At 33.8% G+C, this 18,400-nt stretch carries 18 protein-coding genes, 2 tRNA genes and 1 pseudogene; 17 read left to right on the top strand and 4 right to left on the bottom strand.

The window, feature by feature from the left end; translation table 11 throughout:
• The first annotated feature begins 58 nt into the window (after positions 1–58).
• The 7 genes from EV142_RS02030 to EV142_RS02000 all read left to right on the top strand — a co-directional run bounded on the left by EV142_RS02030 (position 59) and on the right by EV142_RS02000 (position 7,147).
• Complete coding sequence (locus tag EV142_RS02030) at positions 59–985, top strand: DUF58 domain-containing protein (RefSeq protein ID WP_132032219.1); 927 nt, start codon at positions 59–61, stop codon at positions 983–985.
• An 86-nt stretch (positions 986–1,071) separates the two neighbouring features.
• Positions 1,072–1,145 (top strand) — tRNA-Asp (locus EV142_RS02025).
• Between the two features lie 480 nt (positions 1,146–1,625).
• Positions 1,626–1,699: transfer RNA gene (locus tag EV142_RS02020), tRNA-Asp, on the top strand.
• A 214-nt stretch (positions 1,700–1,913) separates the two neighbouring features.
• Positions 1,914–2,735: an AraC family transcriptional regulator gene (locus tag EV142_RS02015; protein WP_132032217.1), complete on the top strand. Its 822-nt coding sequence runs from the start codon at positions 1,914–1,916 to the stop codon at positions 2,733–2,735.
• Between the two features lie 386 nt (positions 2,736–3,121).
• Positions 3,122–4,432: a TolC family protein gene (locus tag EV142_RS02010; protein ID WP_238698636.1), complete on the top strand. Its 1,311-nt coding sequence runs from the start codon at positions 3,122–3,124 to the stop codon at positions 4,430–4,432.
• 77 nt (positions 4,433–4,509) lie between these two features.
• Entirely contained in the window at positions 4,510–5,562 is a 1,053-nt protein-coding gene (locus tag EV142_RS02005) for an HlyD family secretion protein (RefSeq protein ID WP_132032215.1), read from the top strand.
• 1 nt (position 5,563) lies between these two features.
• Positions 5,564–7,147 (top strand): efflux MFS transporter permease, encoded by a 1,584-nt coding sequence (locus EV142_RS02000; protein ID WP_132032213.1) that lies wholly within the window; start codon positions 5,564–5,566, stop codon positions 7,145–7,147.
• A gap of 61 nt (positions 7,148–7,208) precedes the next feature.
• Here EV142_RS02000 and map read toward each other — a convergent pair.
• The 4 genes and pseudogenes from map to EV142_RS01980 form a co-directional block, all read right to left on the bottom strand.
• A pseudogene (map, locus tag EV142_RS01995) lies at positions 7,209–7,972 on the bottom strand (type I methionyl aminopeptidase).
• 43 nt (positions 7,973–8,015) lie between these two features.
• Complete coding sequence (locus EV142_RS01990; protein WP_132032211.1) at positions 8,016–8,375, bottom strand: nuclear transport factor 2-like protein; 360 nt, start codon at positions 8,373–8,375, stop codon at positions 8,016–8,018.
• Between the two features lie 131 nt (positions 8,376–8,506).
• On the bottom strand, positions 8,507–8,980 hold the full coding sequence (locus EV142_RS01985; RefSeq protein ID WP_132032209.1) for a YcxB family protein: 474 nt from the start codon (positions 8,978–8,980) through the stop codon (positions 8,507–8,509).
• Between the two features lie 31 nt (positions 8,981–9,011).
• A complete protein-coding gene (locus EV142_RS01980) occupies positions 9,012–9,242 on the bottom strand; it encodes a helix-turn-helix domain-containing protein (RefSeq protein WP_132032208.1) in 231 nt (76 codons plus the stop codon).
• A gap of 163 nt (positions 9,243–9,405) precedes the next feature.
• Between EV142_RS01980 and EV142_RS01975 the strand changes: the two genes are divergently transcribed.
• From EV142_RS01975 to EV142_RS01940, 10 genes are all read left to right on the top strand, one after another.
• Complete coding sequence (locus tag EV142_RS01975; protein WP_306462524.1) at positions 9,406–9,561, top strand: hypothetical protein; 156 nt, start codon at positions 9,406–9,408, stop codon at positions 9,559–9,561.
• 514 nt (positions 9,562–10,075) lie between these two features.
• Complete coding sequence (locus EV142_RS01970; protein ID WP_132032206.1) at positions 10,076–11,383, top strand: tyrosine-type recombinase/integrase; 1,308 nt, start codon at positions 10,076–10,078, stop codon at positions 11,381–11,383.
• Between the two features lie 294 nt (positions 11,384–11,677).
• Positions 11,678–11,965: a helix-turn-helix domain-containing protein gene (locus EV142_RS01965; protein ID WP_132032204.1), complete on the top strand. Its 288-nt coding sequence runs from the start codon at positions 11,678–11,680 to the stop codon at positions 11,963–11,965.
• Positions 11,966–12,148: 183 nt separating this feature from the next.
• Positions 12,149–12,388 carry a hypothetical protein gene (locus tag EV142_RS01960; protein WP_132032202.1) on the top strand — a complete coding sequence of 80 codons (240 nt, stop codon included), beginning with the start codon at positions 12,149–12,151 and terminating at the stop codon, positions 12,386–12,388.
• A gap of 230 nt (positions 12,389–12,618) precedes the next feature.
• On the top strand, positions 12,619–15,507 hold the full coding sequence (locus tag EV142_RS01955; protein WP_132032200.1) for a toprim domain-containing protein: 2,889 nt from the start codon (positions 12,619–12,621) through the stop codon (positions 15,505–15,507).
• A 250-nt stretch (positions 15,508–15,757) separates the two neighbouring features.
• The gene (locus EV142_RS24185; protein ID WP_132032198.1) at positions 15,758–16,093 is read left to right on the top strand and encodes a hypothetical protein; all 336 of its coding nucleotides are present in this window, start codon (positions 15,758–15,760) and stop codon (positions 16,091–16,093) included.
• A 153-nt stretch (positions 16,094–16,246) separates the two neighbouring features.
• Complete coding sequence (locus EV142_RS23955; RefSeq protein WP_158286283.1) at positions 16,247–16,411, top strand: hypothetical protein; 165 nt, start codon at positions 16,247–16,249, stop codon at positions 16,409–16,411.
• A 206-nt stretch (positions 16,412–16,617) separates the two neighbouring features.
• Positions 16,618–16,782, top strand: a complete 165-nt coding sequence (locus EV142_RS23950; protein WP_158286282.1) for a hypothetical protein — start codon at positions 16,618–16,620, stop codon at positions 16,780–16,782.
• A gap of 296 nt (positions 16,783–17,078) precedes the next feature.
• Positions 17,079–17,708 carry a hypothetical protein gene (locus tag EV142_RS01945; RefSeq protein ID WP_132032196.1) on the top strand — a complete coding sequence of 210 codons (630 nt, stop codon included), beginning with the start codon at positions 17,079–17,081 and terminating at the stop codon, positions 17,706–17,708.
• Between the two features lie 165 nt (positions 17,709–17,873).
• Positions 17,874–18,395 carry a TlpA family protein disulfide reductase gene (locus EV142_RS01940; protein WP_132032194.1) on the top strand — a complete coding sequence of 174 codons (522 nt, stop codon included), beginning with the start codon at positions 17,874–17,876 and terminating at the stop codon, positions 18,393–18,395.
• Positions 18,396–18,400: the final 5 nt, after the last annotated feature.

Genomic DNA, 18,400 nt, shown 5'->3' with positions numbered 1-18,400 from the left:
GCGTCAGTCAGGCCTTTTTTTATTTTTAAATGATTTAATCTTTTAATACATTTGAAAGATGAAGATCGAATCGGAAATAGAGAAAGTATCCAGTTTTCAGCATCTTGAAATGCTGGCGAATCAGGTGGTGGAAGGATTTATATCGGGCATGCACAAGAGTCCGTTTCATGGGTTCTCGGCTGAATTTGCAGAGCATAAAGTCTATAATGCCGGAGAAAGCACCAAACATATCGATTGGAAACTGTTTGCCAAAACCGATCGGTTGTATACCAAACGTTTTGAGGAAGAAACCAATTTAAGGTGTCACCTTATTGTAGATAACTCGTCGTCGATGCATTATCCGGAACTAAAATCAAATCAGCCTTTTTACGAAAAGAAGATTGGATTTGCTGTTTTGGCTTCGGCAGTCTTAATGAATATTTTGAAGAAACAGCGCGATGCCGTTGGTTTGAGTGTATTCTCGGATACGTACGAATATTATGCTCCCGAAAAAGGAAGCGATCGTCACCACAGAATGCTGCTCAATAAATTAGAACAATTGTTAGAACAGCCAAAAGTCAAAAAAAGCACCGATACCATAACTTATTTGCATCAGATTGCCGAAAAAATGCATCGTCGCTCGATGATTATTCTGTTTACAGACATGCTGCAGTCGGAAGAGGATGAAAAGCTGTTTAATGCCTTGCAGCATTTAAAACACAATAAGCATAAAGTGGTGCTGTTTCATGTTATTGACGATAAAACGGAGCTGAAATTCGATTTTGATAATACACCAAGAAAGTTTATCGACTTAGAATCAGGTGAAGAAGTGTCGATTTTTGCCGATAATGTAATAGAGGAATATGAAAAAAGGGCTGAAGAGTATTTTAAAAGATTGGCTTTGATCTGTGCAAAGAACCAGATTAAGTACGTTCCGGTCAATGTGGGAGATAGTTTTGAAAAAATATTGACTACATATTTAGTTGAAAAACAAAACTTTGGCTAAGGATTTAAAAATTTATTCGATTTTTTTTAGCAAAACACTTGCAGAAATGAAATTCTGTACTATCTTTGCAACCGCAATAACGCAGAGGTTTGGTAGTTCAGTTGGTTAGAATACATGCCTGTCACGCATGGGGTCGCGGGTTCGAGTCCCGTCCAGACCGCAATATTGGGAGAAGCCTTTCTTAACGGAAAGGCTTTTTTGCCCAAATACGGTATCTAAGATTAGTTGTGTTGTTTGCTACGAATTTGTAACTCGTAGCTGGTTTAGTAGTTAGACCAATGAAAAGCTTTCCACTTTTGTGGATGGCTTTTTTGATTTAGGGCATATAGATAAATGCAAATTCCAATCCGAAGCCTCGGAATAAAATTCCAAATTCCAAATTTTTTAGTCGAAAAAAAATGCAATCCGGATAGCTATCGGGATCAAAGTTTTTTTAAGTTTTGCTCCCGATAGCTATCGGGATTGCGCTTTTAACCTTGCGCACTTTGCGCTTAAATGCAGTTTTTTTACTCTCTAAAATTGAAATTCTGGATTTTAAAAGATTGGAATTTAGTTCATTAAAAATTTCTCAATTTTAATTCATAAAAACCCTTGCAAAATCAAAGTTCTATTGTATTTTTGCAGTCACAATAACGCAGTTGGTTTGGTAGTTCAGTTGGTTAGAATACATGCCTGTCACGCATGGGGTCGCGGGTTCGAGTCCCGTCCAGACCGCAATATTGGAAGAAGCCTTTCTTAACGGAAAGGCTTTTTTGTTTTAGAACACTTTCTAAAATAAATTCCAATATTTAAATTGCTTCGCCTGTTCGCTAGCGCTCGAGTCCAAATTCCAATACTACTATAATGTCTTATTGGAATTTGGAATTTTTTATTTGGATTTTAATTTGCCTACATTTATATATCGCAAGAAAGATATTCAATTACTTCAATGGAACAATCCACTCATAAAGTAGACCAGTATTACATCAAAAAAGTAGATGCCGATCAAAAAAGTATTTACTGTCATCATGATGTGATGGGTGAATTGTTTGTTCCGACGCACAAACATGATAAAGCACAAATGCTCTATGCCGAAGGTGATGTGGTGTTTGTGACTACCGAAACCAAAACGTATTTTTTGCCGGCGCGACATTTTATCTGGATTCCGAGTGGAGTGGAGCATAGCATTCATCCCAAATCTGAAAATGTAATGATGCGAAATCTGTATTTTCCGGTTGAAAAAGACGAAGATTCTTTTTACCAAAACGAAGGGATTTATCCGGTCAATAATCTGCTGCTTCAAATGATGCTTTTCACGAATCAGTGGAATGGTGATCTAAAGAAAGATTCTCCCAATTTTGTGATAGCCAAAGCGATCAAAGCCATCTTACCTCAAATATGCCTGACGAATCTGCCTCTTGAATTACCACAGCCCAAAGATGCCCGCCTGGGTAAAATACTCCGTTATGTAGAGAATAATTTAGGAGAGACGATTCTGTTTGCAGCTGTTGCACATGAATTTGGTTACAGCGAACGCTCTTTGTATCGCTTGTTTCAGAAAGATCTTAACATGTCCTTCATTCAATATTACACCATCAGAAGGATTTTGAAAGCAATTGAACTATTATTGGAAAGAAAACTTTCTGTAAAAGAAGTTGCCCAGGAAGTCGGTTACAGCAGCGTACCAACGTTTAGTAATACCTTTTTTAAAATCCTCGGGCAACGGCCTTCCGATTACTTAAACGGAGAAGATGTTTTAAAAAGCCGATAAATTTATTTCTCCCGCAGATTTAGCAGATCAGGCAGATAAAAATAAATCTGCTCAATCTCCTAAATCTGCGAGAAAACATTTTTTAGACAAATACCTTCAGATTTATTTCTCCCGCAGATTTAGCAGTTTATTCTAAAAAAAGAAATCTGCCTGATCTGCAAAATCTGCGAGAAAACTCTTTTGCTTGGTAATGTATTAATTTTGAATATCTTAATAAAACGTTTTCGGAAATTACAATTTTAACATTTGTCCGAAATGAATACGTTATTGACTTTTTAGAATTATCAGTCACCAAAAAAATGCAGGAACTTTGCATTATAAAAATTATTTATAAATTCATGTTCCTTAAAACAACAAATTCTACAGCAGATTGTTTTCGCAAAATCGTGTGGCTATTTCTAATAGTAGTAACATTCAATAGTTTACAAGCGCAGGAAATTCATTCGGTTTCTTTAAGTGAAGCGGTAAAACTGGCTAAAGAAAACAATAAAAAAATCCTCAGATCTCAATTGGAGACAACGCTCTCCGAGCAAAACATCAAAGAAAGAAAAGAACTCCGTTTACCGGATATCGAATTAAACGGTGAATATTCCAGAATTACCAATATTACGGAATTCAAAGGAAGCGGTTTTTTAAATGGCAAAGAAGTGACCAAGGCAATTCCTGAAATTTATCAGGTGAATTCAACCTTTAAAATGCCAATCTACGCCGGAAATAAGATTAACAACGCCATTAAAATGGCCAGCCAGGAAAATGAAATTGCCAAAATAAAAACAGAAAAGGCCGAAAATGATATCGGGCTCGAAGTGGTGGCCAATTACCTGGCGATTTATAAAATGCTGGAACTTCAGAAGATTTTCGAGGAAAACATTAAGGAAGAAAAAAGCCGGTTAAAAGAAGTCGCGTCACTGCAAAAGCACGGAACTGTCACCAAAAATGAAGTCATCAGAGCCGAATTGCAGCTTTCGGACCGTGAATTGAGCGCGCTGACAAATTCCAAAAACATAAAAATCGCACTCCATGAGCTGAAAACTTTGATTCAGCTTCCGGAAGCCGAAGAAATTGCAATCGATACCACGGCTAGTCTTGATGAAATGAAGGGTTTGGACCCTTATGATTTTTATTTGAATAAAGCTTTTCAGAATGAGGAAATGAGAATGGCGAGCCAGGAACTGAACATCAAAAAAACGGAACTGAAGCTGGTCAAAGGGAATTATCTCCCGACTGTAAACTTTTTTGGGAATTATGGTTTTTACTATCCCAACTACAAATTTTTTCCACCGAATCCGTATTTGTACACTTTGGGACAAGTGGGTATCGAAGCGCATTTTGATATTTCGGCTTTGTATAAAAACAAAACCAAAGTACAGCAGGCGAATACGAAAATTGAATGGCAGCAGATGCAGTCCGAAATTATAAAAGATGAAATTCAGGATAAGCTGTTTAAGGAACATACCCAATATCAGGAAATCCTTGAAAAATTTGTGGTGGTCGATAAAGCCCTCGATCTGGCGAATGAAAATTACCGAATCGTAAAACTGAAATACCTCAATCAACTGGTTTTAATCACTGAAATGGTCGATGCTGATAACGCGTTACTACAGGCAAAATACAACAAGATCTCGACCCGACTGGATGCTGTTCTGAAACATTATGAATTGCTGCATACTGCGGGGATAATGCCGGAGGAGATTTAGGGTTGAAGTTAGAATTTAGAATTTAGAAGAAAGAAGCTAGAAGAAAGAAGTTAGAAAATAGAAAAGATATAGAGTTTATGGTTAAGATAAAAAATGAAACTAGGAGAAACAGGACGTTTCATATATTAATAACGATTATTGCCTGCGTATTGGTGGTAAGCGGGATCGTTTTAGGGATTTGGTTTTATGTGTTCAACAGAAACCATGAGGAAACCAATGATGCTCAGGTGGAGCAATACGTGACGCCAATCATGTCGCGTATTACGGGTTATGTGCAGGAAGTTCGTTTTGAAGAAAATCAGTTTGTGCACAAGGGTGATACTTTGGTGGTGATTGACAACAGGGAATACAAATCGAAACTGAATGTTGCCCTGGCCGATGTACAAAGTGCGAAGCAGAGCAGTGTCGTAGCCGAGAAAAATGTGACGACAACAGCAAGTTCTACTGCCATTGGAGAATCGCAGCTGGCAGCCGCTAAAACCAATCTCTGGAAGACAAAATTAGAATACGACCGATACAAAGCGTTGGTGCAAGACGAAGCGGCAACTTCGCAGCAATTAGAGAAAGTAAAAGCCGATTACGAGTCGGCACAGGCCCATTTTCAGGAAATGCGGGATCGAATCCAGTCTTCTCATTTAAACACTTCTCAGGCGCAGGCAAATGTTCCTGCGACGCAAACGAATATTGCATCCAAACAAGCAGTGGCCGACAATGCGGCATTGTTTCTTTCGTACACGGTAATCACGGCGCCTTATGACGGATGGGTGGGCAAAAGAACGTTGCAGCCCGGACAAATGGTCAAAGAAGGGCAATCGTTACTTTCGATCGTAAGCAAAGAAAAATGGATCACGGCCAATTTTAAAGAAACACAACTGCAATATTTAACCGTGGGTCAGGAAGTTAAAATTCAGGCGGATGCTTTAAACGATAAGGAATTTACAGGAATTATTACCTCGTTGTCACCTGCAAGCGGGGCGCGTTTTTCGCTGTTGCCTCCCGATAACGCCACGGGAAACTTTGTGAAAATCGAACAAAGGATTCCGGTGCGAATTCAACTAAAAGACACCGACAAACAAGCTGACTTTTTAAGAGCCGGAATGAACATTACCGTTATTGCGCAGCACAACTAAAATGGAAGATAAAAGTATTTTTAAATCCTGGGTTCCCAACTGGGCGATCATCATCATCTTGTTTGTATGTTTATTGCATTCTATGATTTTGCTAGGGGTTTACAGTTCGAACGTGGCCTACGCAGCAAGTTTTCTGGACATTGAAGCAGAAGATTTGCAGTTTTCCATGTGTGTAACCTATGGAACTTTGTTGGCTACAATCCTGATCGAAAGCCGGTTTTCGAATTACTTTCCTGCGAAAACGTACCTGATAGCGCTCTATATTTTGATAGCCGTCACCATAATTTCGTCGGGTTATGTAACCAATTTTGCGCTTTTTATCATGTTGAGGATAGCCGAAGGAATCCTGATGGCTTTGCCGGTGATGATCCTGAGACAATTACTGGTTGAACGTTTTAAGTCTAAAAATGCCATTATTATTGGTTTTTCCTTTTATTACGGATCACTTTTGCTCGCAACGCCTTTTATTATGAACATTGCGGTTTGGTTTCTGGATCATTACGATTGGAAATACATGCTGTACGTTTCCGGAATGCTTCAGCTGATTAATGTTTTTCTGATTCTGGTTACCTTCAGAAGTCATAGAATCACCAAGAAAATCCCTTTGTATCAGGTTGATTTGCTGAGTTATGTTTTGGTTTTGACTTCGATTTTAAGCGGGGCTTTCTTTTTTGTCTATGCCGAAAAGAAATATTGGTTTGAATCTTCGCAATTGATTTTGGCTTTGATTATTTGCCTCATTACAGGCGGATTGTTTATTTTCAGACAATTGCTGGTCAAACGCCCAAGTTTTGATTTTGAGGTTTTCAGGTATGCCAATTTAAGAACAGGATTTCTGTTGTTTTTTATTTTCTACATCGCCAGAGCCACTTTGAGTCTTTGTCACAGCGCGATGTTCAGCATCTGGAACTGGGATCCTTCCCGAGTGGCCGGAGTACAATACATCAACGGACTCGGAAATGTAATCGGGCTGATTCTGGCCGCATTTTTCCTGATGAAATCCATGGCGACCAAATACATTTTTATGATTGGTTTTACGCTTTTGGCGGTGTTTCATTTTTGGTTTACGTTTCTGTTTGTGTCCGATGTTTCATTGTCAGATATCGTGATTCCGTATATTTTACAGGGAATTGCCGTTGGTGTTTTATTTGTGCCACTGGTTTTGTTTACCGTTTCTGCAGTTCCTGCGAAAATGATGACTTCTTCCGGAATTGTCGGCGTTTCAGGACGTTTCTGGGGAAGCACGATTGGTTTTTGCATCATGCAGAACGCACAGGTATTTTTGAATAAAAAGCACTTTTTAAAACTCAGTCAGTTTGTAACAGGCGATAATCCTCAGGCGCAGGAAACCATTGCTAAAACAGCCCAGAGTTTCGCGGCAAAAGGATATTCGCTTGACGATTCTAATACACTGGCGCTAAAAAAAGTCTTTAGCTCCGTTGCCAGACAAGCGACTTTATTATCGAATATGGAAATCTACACCGTGGTAGGATATGGTTTATTGATTTTGGTTGTTTTGATTGGATTAAATCAGCATTTGAGACAAACCCTGAACGTATTTAAAACCAAAGTTTGGATTGGTTAAAAAATCAAAATGATATAAAATAAAAAATCCTTTAAGTTCAATTAAAGGATTTTTTTGTTTTCTAATTCCAGATTTCATTCATGGCTGTTAGTATAATCGGTTTGCCGTCGGTAACGACAATCGTATGTTCGTGTTGTACCATAAAACCGCCTTTGTTGCCGACCATTGTCCAGCCGTCCTGCAGCGTTTCGGCATAGGTTGAGGTTGTAGCAATGAAGGTTTCAATCGCAACCACAGAATTTTTCTTAAATCGGGTCAGATTAAATTTATCCCTGTAATTGGCTATTTCGTGCGGGGCTTCGTGAAGGCTTCTCCCAATTCCGTGGCCGGTTAGGTTTTTAATCACTTTGTAACCTCTTTTTTGGCTTCGGTTTCCATGATAAAACCAATGTCAGAAATGCGGACACCGCCTTTTATATTGTGTATGGCTTTGTGTAAAATTTGTTTCGAAGCCTCAATAAGTTTTTCGTGTTGGTTAACATCGGCACCAATCACAAACGAGCCTCCGTTATCGGACCAAAACCCGCCTAATTCTGCCGAAACATCAATATTAATCAGATCCCCTTCCGCAAGAATTCTTGTATCGGATGGAATGCCGTGACAAAATTCATTGTTCACGCTAATGCAAGTCCAGCCCGGAAAACCGTACGTTAGATACGGAGCCGATTTAGCGCCCATTTCATTAAGTATTTGCCCGCCATAATCGTCTAATTCTTTGGTAGACATTCCCGGCTTCGCAAATTCTCTCATTTTTTTTAAAGTGAAAGCAACAGCGTCACTGGCTTTTTGCATTCCAACTAATTCTGATTCTGTTGTAATTGACATAATTTTTCTTTTTATGAGAAAGTATTCAAAGATAAAAGTTTTATTATTCTTCTACCAATTCAATATCCATTGTATTGATGAGGTTGTTTTCGAAAGTATAAATATGCTTAACACTTCCGTCAAACATTAATTTGTCTTCCAGATCTTTTACAATTTGATGCACCACAACTTCCAGACTTCCATTTGGTCTTTCGTTAAATTCAGTTGGATATACTTTCGGATTAATTTCTTTCCATTGTCTGGTCCAGTAGGCGTTTATTTCGTCATGACCGCTAATGTAGCCGCCTTCCCAGGCCTTTGACCATTGTACATTAGGCTGCATGGTTTCAAGAGCTGCCTGTATGTTTCTGTCGTTGAAAGCTCCGTATGCCTTTTCGATTATCTTTTGAAATTCTGTTGCCATAATTTTTGATTAAGAGTTTTTATTTCCAGAAGAAATCCTGATAAAAGCTTAAAGATATCTATAATAAATGAATAGCCTCAAGTTTTAACTGGAGGTTTTTTACGTTTGGAAGGAAAGGCTTTAGCCGAAATTTATTTATTTTTAATCTTCAAAAACACTTCTTTTCTAAACCAATTTTCATCTTCTTGAGTTTCAAAAACTCGTTTTGGAAAATAGAAACATTGACCTTTTGAAATGTATAAAAGATAAAGACCTTTCAGTTCTAAAACTTTTATGAAACTTCCTATGGCAATTGTGCCTTCAGAGACTTCTCCCATGTTAGAAATTATTTTGTCCTTGAAAATTTCATATTGCGTTTCTTTGAAAAAAATCTCGTTTTCCTTTGAATTTGCAAATCTCCAATATTGAAATACTGTAACTAGCAGAAAAAGAAACCCAAAGGCAATCATAAAAATATCAGTAGAATCTTTCTGATCCTTAAATAAAAATGCTACCGAAAGGAATAATATAAAAGAATACAGCCACCATCGTTTTTTTAATAAAATTCTAATAATGAAGAAGAAATATTCTTTTTTTGTGAGATGGAATTTTTTGGTTTTAATCATTGAGGTTGGTGAAAATTAGTTTTGAAGGTTTTTATTTTATAGAAAAATCAAATAATTCTTTAGGTTCAACATCTAGCGCATTTGCGATTTTTACAAGAGTTTTTACACTTGTGTTTATTTTTGCAACTTCTATTCGGGATATTTGAGATTTGGTAATACCGCAATCATTAGCTAAATCTTTTTGAGATATGCCTTTCTTTTCACGTAGCTGTCTAACGTGAATGCCAAAATTTATTAGAAAAGTTTCTTCTGAAATATTCATAGTCCAAAAGTCCTAAGATTTATTTTCTAGTTGTAGGCAAATATGCCTACAATTTGTTATATTTGAAAAATCAAAAAATAAGATTATGACTACAGAAAACCTTTCAAAATAAGTTGAAAACCGACTAACCGAATTTTTCAGCAACACGATTGACCCGAAAGATATGGCAAAGACCATACGACAAGTGAATTATACGCTTTCTCTATGTACAATGAGTGGATGCGAAACAGTACAACCTGAATTAAACCATCTTGAAAGTAATTTTTATTGGCTGCATAGACTGGCAGAAGTTTTAGACCCTTATCTGGATGTGGAGTGAGCGAGTTTTGAAGGATATGGAAAACCGTAAAATAAAATCATCGCTATAAATTAGTTTTGGATTATTAATTAAAACCATAACTAAGATGAAATGCAGCAACTGCGGAAAACAAACATCGTTTATTGGTAAAGTCTGTCACTGGTGCAATAACGACAAATCAAAAGATCAGAGAACCAACTGCGTGATACTGATTATATCCATAATTGCGGTTGTTATTATATGGACGTGGTTTTGAAAAATTGGATTTTCGTTCCTCGAAATGACAAACCGCCTAAAAACAAAAAAGCTTCTGATTTCTCAGAAGCTTTTTTCAGTGCGGATAATAGTTTGACAACTTTCTTAATTTGTAAGAATTTAAAAATCACTAAAATCGAAAAATTTACAATAAAATTAATGCTTAACAAATTATTATCTTACAAATTAAATTAACTACAATTAAATAAAATTCAAATAAATTAAGAAGTTTTCGGCAATATTTCGGCAAAAAGTTATATTTGTTCTTTAATTTATTTTTATGAGAGTCTTATTTTTTATCGTCAAAGGTAAAAACGAAATATGTAGTATTCACGTTCGATTTGCCGATAGCAATAGATTTGATAAAAAAACCACAACAGGACTAACTGTAAATTTTAAAGACTGGAGCGAAAAAAAAAGCCAAGTTAAAATAATCGCTTCTAACGAACAAAAAGACTTTACAAATACAAAATTACGTGAAATCAAAGATTATCTAATTGAGCAGTATAATTTTGACTACAACATGCAAAAACACATTGGCAATACTTGGCTAAAAGATAAAATTAAAGAATTTTTTGGAAGAGCAGATAAAAACGAACTGTATAAAATTTACTTTATTGATTGGATACAAAAATTTATTGACGAAAGCCCTACAAGATTATACCAAGGACAACCAGTAAAAAAAAGAACAATACAGCACTACGTAACTACAAAATACAAGCTAGATAATTACGAAAAACATTTTAATACGAAATTACGTTTTCAGGATGTTGGATTAGAATTTTACCGAAACTTTTTATTTTACTGCCAAAATATTGAAAAAATAAATAACAACACCATTGGCGGTTATATTACCAATATAAAAAAATGGTGTAAAATTATCGACATTGAAGGGTTGCCTATAAATCCACAATACCGACACTCAGAATTTTCGACAATTTCAAATAAAACAAAAGATATTTATTTGACAGAAAAAGAAATTGACGCTGTTTTTAAGCATGATTTTAGCAATTCTGAAAGATTAGACAATGTAAGAGATAATTTTATAATTGGACTGCGTACAGGCTTGCGAATTTCAGATTTTATGCAGCTAAAAAAAATCAATATTATCGATGGAAATATTGAAATTGAAACTGCCAAAACTTCCCATCCAGTTGTAATACCATTGCACCAACAAATCAAAGAAATTCTACTAAAAAGAGACGAAAATTTACCCAATCAAATTTCGGACGCAAAATTCAACGAATATGTAAAAGAAGTTTGCAAAGAAGTTGGATTTACCCAAATGGTCGAGGGAGCAAAAATGATCAACAAAAAAGACGATAAAGATTTTTTTCCAAACATTGCAATAATTTCCAAAAACAAGAACCGAAAAGAGATCGGAATATACCCTAAATACGAACTTATTACATCACATACATGCAGACGCTCTTTTGCTTCTAATTTGTACGGAAAATTGCCAAATATGACTATAATGTCCATAACCGGACACAAAACAGAAGCACAATTTTTGAAATACATAAAAATTACTTCAGCAGAAAATGCAATGAAATTAAAAGAGCATTGGGATAAAGAGAAGTTAAAATAATTTAACAAAAAATTAACTATTTCACATAAAATATATTTTAAAATCACATGTGTCTGATTATCAGATTTATATGAAATATTTTAAAAATGGAATAACAGAAATTATTAGATTTTTTTGTAAAAATATAGTTTTTTGTAAAAATCTATAAATAAGAATCTTAATCGTATTTAACCAGATTGAAAGCGGACTAAAAGCGGATTGAAAGCGGACTAAATACCTATTAATCAATAGTTTAATTCAGATTAATTAAGTTTGTTAAAATTAATCAATCATCAATCAAAAAACGATTAAGTTATGACAAACGTACTACAACTGGAAAACACGAACGCCCTTGATTTCAAAAATGAAATTGTAAAAGAGGTTGTTGCTGCTCTTAAAGGTTTTGCAAACACTTTGCAACCCGACAATGAAAAACTACTAACGAGAGAGGAAACCGCTAAAATGTTATCGGTTTCGCTTGTAACCTTGTGGGACTGGACACGAAAAGACCTTATTCCTGCTTATAGAATTGGGAACAAAGTTCGCTACAAAAAAAGTGAAGTTTCTGAAGCTTTAAAGAAAATGAATAAATTTTCGTCTTAATCTGTTTCAATTGAAAAATTTTGTATGTTTGTCGTGAAACCGCATATCAGAGAGCAATCTCGAAAAACTTTATCGACAATAACGAAGCACCCCATGGGTAGCAATTCCGAAAGGATTGTACTTCATTCTCTGAATGTGGTTTCAACCCTAAAGGGTGTTTCGCCTATACAAAACTTTTTTCTTATGAAACCAGAAAAAACACCGTACGAAATTCTTAAAGCGAATTACGATTCTTTAAAAGACAGGCTCGACATTCTCTCTGAACTTAAAAACCTTTACAAACAAGACTTAGACCTGAAAGAAAAGGAACTTTATTTGTATAAGCAGGGAACGCCATCTTTTATAGAGCATTCCCATATTGATTTTGAAAAGGCAAAGATTTATGTAGAGCCCGATTTTTCAGAGTTGCAAATGCTTAATTAAAAATTTTGCAAAGGATTTGCAAAACCTTTGCAAAACCTTTGCAACAAAATTTGCAATCAAATAAATCATTAAAATGTAGATTTTTTTTAAGTTCCTGGACAAGCTCCGGATCAGATCTTAGCAAAATAAATCTACTTTTTAAATGCTTAAAGCATTACAATAATCACTTTAAATTTAACAAATAAGCCATTGCAACGGTTATTGCAATGGCTTATAAATTTTTCAATATTATGACAACTAATATTTTACGCAAAGATATAATTTTACAACATACTACGTCTGAAAATATTTATCTAAAATTTTTAAATCTTACTGAATTTCCAAAAGGTAATATTTCAAGCCCTTTTTCAGAAGATAAAAACGCATCGTTCAAGCTTTACAAAAATGGGTCTTTCAAGTGTTTCACTTCGGGGAAACAAGGAAAAGATGTTTTTCAATTCGTAGCTTACTTAAACAACTTGGATAATAAAGCCCAATTCAATGAAGTTTTAAAAATTGTTGCAATGGAAATGAATTTACCATTGCAACATCTTGGCAATGGTATTGCAACGAACGTTGCAACAAACATTGCAGGTTATAAAAAAGATGTGAGCGCAAGTAAAACAATTACATTAGCGAATTCCTCACAAGCTTTAGAAGAACCGTTGCAACATTCTCGCAATGATATTGCAACTTTTGTTGCAACAGAAAAAACACCATCAAAATTAACCGTATCAGTTAGAGAATTTAAGGAATTAGATTTAGCATACTGGAAAAATTTAGGTGTAGAAATAGCTGTGCTGGACACGTATAAAGTAAAATCTATTTCAAACTATAATTGGCCTGATAAAAAACCAATTTACACAAAAAATGAAACGGTTGCATTTGCTTACGAATTGGAGGGGATTTACAAAGTTTATGTTCCAGAACAAACAGTTTTTGGAATTAAAAAAAATGTTATTCCACATATTCCCGATAGTGTTTTTGGTTTGGAACAATTGGGAACAGAAAAAAAGGCGATTATTATAATTTGTGAAGGAGAAAAAGATACAATAATAGCTACTTCGAGAGGCTTTAACGCTGTTACTTTTGGAGCGTGCAACATTAGACCTAAAAAAGAAATCATAAAAATTTTACAATCAAAATGCAATCAATTATTTATTTGTTACGATACTGATGATTCGGGAATAAATGGAATGAATGATATTGTGAAAAATCACCCCGAAATCACCCCGATCTACTTACCAAAGAACGAAGCTATTAAAGGTTACGATCTTACCGATTATTTCCAAGAACACACCGCCCAGGATTTTCAAAAAATCATCGATTTAGCAGTAAAAAATAAAGCTGAAGTACAGCCAAAAAAATATAGCGAATATCAGTTCCCAGATGAAATAAAAGAACCAATTGAAAAATACATCAAGGACATAGAAAAATATAGAATGTTTATGGCAGACAATCAAATTTGGATTATGCAGGGAGATATAAAAAAGAATTTCAAATGTGTTTCCAATTTTGTTGTTAAAATCATTCAACATATGCAGGACGAAAAATTTCCAATGAAACTTATCAAAATTAGAAATGTATATAAACAAGAAAAAATATTTGATGTTCTTTCAGACAAATTAAACACCCCGCAAAAATTTGATGACATAGTTACTTCACATGGAAATTACCTTTGGTCAGGAACTCCAAAGGATTTCCACACGTTAAAAACTTATCTGTTTGATAAAATGGGGAACGGAAAGAAAATTGATTGCTTAGGATGGCAAAAAGAAGGGGATTTTTGGATATGGAATAATAAAGTAAATCTTTGTGATGGGAATCAAATCGAAATAGATGAAAACGGTATTTTTAAGCATAAAAACATTTCCTATTATGTTCCATCAGCAAACAAAGTTTACAAAGAAAATGCGTTTAAATATGAAACTCAAAAAAGAGTTTGCATAAAAATTGCGAATGTTCCAATCGAGACCTATTTATCTAAAATGTTCGAGGTTCACGGAATAAACTCAATATCAGCAATGCTTTTTACTATTTCGAGCATATTTCAAGATATAATAGAAGAGGAGATAAAAGGTTTTCCTATATTGTTTCTTCATGGAGAAACATCATCAGGGAAAGACCAGTTAGCAAACTGTTGTCAAAGCTTCTTTGGGAAACCGCAATCCGCAATAAATGTTGAGGGAGGTGTGTCAACTGCAAAAGCTCACATTAGGGAACTGGCTCAATTTTCAAATATAATTTCCCAATTTTCCGAATACAAAAACGGAGATAAGCAATTAGATGGAATGCTTAAAGGTATTTGGGATAGAAACGGGTATAAAAGAGGGACTTTAGAAAGTAACTCAAGTACTGAAACAATTCCTATCCTGTCGTCTTTGATTTTAACCGGAAACCATTCGCCCGATGACAAAGCATTGATTAGTCGTTTGCTTTGGATAGATATGAGCAAAAACGTTTTTACGGACGAGGAAAGGCAAAAATATAACGAACTTCACGATATGACTGAAAAGGGAATTAGTTCCTTTACTAACGACTTATTGCAGTATCGTAGCGTATTCAAAGATAGTTTTAAATCTAAATTTAGACTATACAAAACAAGTATAGAGGCTCAAATGCCCCCAAGTTCTCCCAGCCGAATATCTACTAATTTTGGTGTTTTGGGGGCTACTTACGAAATTTTCAAAGATTTTATAATATTCCCTTTTTCCTATAAAGAATTGATACGTCATTTTGTAAAAATAAGTGAGGTTCAAATGAATAAATTCAATTCTGCAAGTGTTACAAACAAATGGTGGGATTCCTTTTTAGCGTGTATAAAAAGTAACGGTGACAATAAACTGGAATTTGATAGAGATATAAAAGTGGAGGGCGATAATTTGTATTTTAATTTTTCAAATACTTACACAAAAATACAAAGACAATGGCACAATCAATACAAAGAATCCATACCAAGTAAAATGACAATGCAAGAATCTTTAAAAAAGGAAAGTTTCTTTGTTGAAGTGAAAAGTAGTTACCGATTCAGAACTGGAAAGGACGGCTCTAATACGTCTGCCTATGTCGTGGCTTTTAAAAAACTAAGCATTTATGAAGAGATAAACGAGCAAATTGTTTTTACAAATACACTGCCATAGGGCAGTAAAATAAAAAAGTGCTGTTTTTATCCCTTTTTATCCTATTTTTTTGAAAAATGCTTTTTTGGTTTCCAACAGTTCCAACAAACTCATTTATGTATGCTAACTTATTTATATATAGTATTTTATGTTAAAAAATAATTAAAAAAAATGTTGGAAAAGGTGTTGGAACGTGTTGGAACGTGTTGGAACGTGTTGGAACTGATTTTGACTTTCCAACACGTTCCAACAGTTGTAAGGTATTAAATATTTGATTTACAAGCTTGTAGGTGCTGTTGGAACGTTGGAAAGCGAAAATGACGATTTAAGTTTTTTTGATTTTATTTTTACTGTTAAAAAATGTAGATTTTTTTCAATCAGATCCGTGCCAGCATTTTGTCCAGGAATCAAAATAAATCTACATTTAAAAATTATTGTAAAAAAATACTTAGATTATTTTTTTAAACGATCAAAAAGTATACTTTTGGTTCTCGAAAGAAAAAACTGTAATAAATGGGGATTTATAACAAGACTTGCGGGTAGCTGTAGCTGGAATAGTTGTAGTAAATCTTATGTTTTAATAAGCGAAGAAACAAATCCGCCATAAAAAAAAGATTTAATAATTATTACGGAAAAACCGTAACTCATTTTATTAAGTTATCCCGATCATTGCGAAGTCAATTTTTTTAAATGACATTTTAAAACAATTATTAATTATAAATTTTAAATCACTTTTATGAAAAAATTAGAATTAAATCAGATGGAAAACCTTACAGGTGGAGGTCCAGGAAGACAATGTCTTATGATGGGTGTTGGAGTAGCGTTTTTAGCCGCAGCAACGGGTGTTGGCGGAGCTTTAGGTGCAGTTTTTGCCGGTGGCGCTATTGGCGGATACTTTCAAGCAGCTAGTTCAGGTTGCTTTTAAATTAAAATAGAATTATAAACACATGATGAGTAACACAAATTATGCAATTATTTTTATAGTCTTTTTTAATGTTTTTATATCAACTATATTAATACTAAATAGATACAATTTTATTTCCTTAGCCGATATTTGGTTTGGACTCATGTTAAATTTATTATTTATTTGGAACATCTTATTGTTATATCTTTTAATAAAAAAAATAAAAAATGAAAAAATTAGATAGAAAAAAATTAGAAAACTTAAAAGGAGGAACACTTTCATCAGCGCCAGGCTGCGGCACGATTGGTATCCTATTGATTTTTACAAGTGTTGGTTATGGTGGAAGCACTCCTTTCTGGAATGGCATGGCTAGCTCTTGTTGGAATAGTTAAATTTTAATAAAACTTTTTTAAATAATTCACTAATTTCTTTTTAGTGAATTATTTAACAATATTAAAATAAAATTTAAAGAATTTAGGCTTAAATAATCCGTCAACAACACTTTATTAGTAATAAGTTATTTTACAAAATTAGTTTAGAAATTAATAATATTTTAATTTCATGATTTTTATATCCTACATCAGATTAATTTTAGATGTTATGGATTTGTTTTTAATAAGCTACTTCACAATTTTATAGAGCAATAACAATAAAGTTTCTATTTTTCAACTCGTCAAATTTGTATTTTATGAAATCTCCATTTATAAAATGGTTAGTCCTTTCTATTGTCTTAATTCTTACCACTGAAATTTTTAAAAAAATAATCCATTTTGATGATTTGGTTTATAATTCACTTTCAGAACAACTTACTTCTCAGCAAGTTGAAAACTTCTTAGGCTTTCAAAAAAAATGGCAATGGGTTGGGTATATATTCATTCCCATTTTTCTATTAATCAAAACTTCTATAATTGCTACAATCGTTTATATTGGTTTATTTTTCTTTAATAAAAATTTTAACTTCAAATCTCTTTGGAATATTACCCTTAAAGCGGAATTTGTTTTTTTACTCGTTCCTATTTTTAAAACGATTTGGTTTTATTTTTTCCAACCTAATTATAATTTACAAGATATTCAAAATTTCTATCCGCTCTGTGCATTAAATATAGTGGGTTATAAAGATTTGGAAACTTGGTTTGTTTATCCGTTTCAAACCCTTAATTTATTTGAGCTTGCATATATTATTTATCTAGGATATCAAATTGGTCAACTAACGGGTACTAACACAGATCGGGGTTTAAAATTGGTTGCTTATAGTTATGTGCCTGCATTATTACTTTGGGTAGTAACAATAATGTTTTTTACACTAAATTATTCTTGAAATGCTAAGACTAAAAAAAATATTACTAATATCTTACTTCATCGTGATTATTGCACACATCATTGGGTATGTTTTTTACAATGAAAGTCTTTTTTCTTTGGTATTAGGATTACTGTCAATGGGAGCGATGATTTTGGTTGTAATACTATATAAAGAAGAAAAAAAATGAAACGATTTTTAAAAATAGTTTTTCCGATCGTATTTGCATGTTTTATTTGCTTTTTGGGTTATTTGATAATTACAAAAATAAATCGAAAAAAGGAATCAGCAGAAAACATCAAAACCATTCCTAAATTTTCATATAAAGATGTAAACGGAGGTTTTTTTACCAATCAGGATATAAAAATAAATACTCCAACTTTGTTTATTTACTTTAATACTGAATGTGAATATTGCAACGAAGAGACTAAAATGATAAAAGAGAATAAAGAAAAATTCCAAAACGTCCAACTCATTTTTGTGTCGTTTGAAAAACCGGAACTTATCAAAACATTTGCCACAAAACACCAACTTACTTCTCATGTTAATATTCATTTTTTATACGATAACAAAGTTACTTTTGCTACTACATTTGATGTTAATTCATTGCCTTGTTTAGTTTTATACGATAAAGATCAAAAACTAATAGAAAAAATAAAAGGGCAAACCAAAATCGAAATTCTTCTAAAAAAACTGACTTCTCAATAAAGCCT

The organism is Flavobacterium circumlabens (assembly GCF_004345565.1).
GTDB lineage: Bacteria > Bacteroidota > Bacteroidia > Flavobacteriales > Flavobacteriaceae > Flavobacterium > Flavobacterium circumlabens.
Note: the sequence above shows the minus strand (reverse complement) of the source record. Positions and strands in the feature narration are given on the sequence as shown.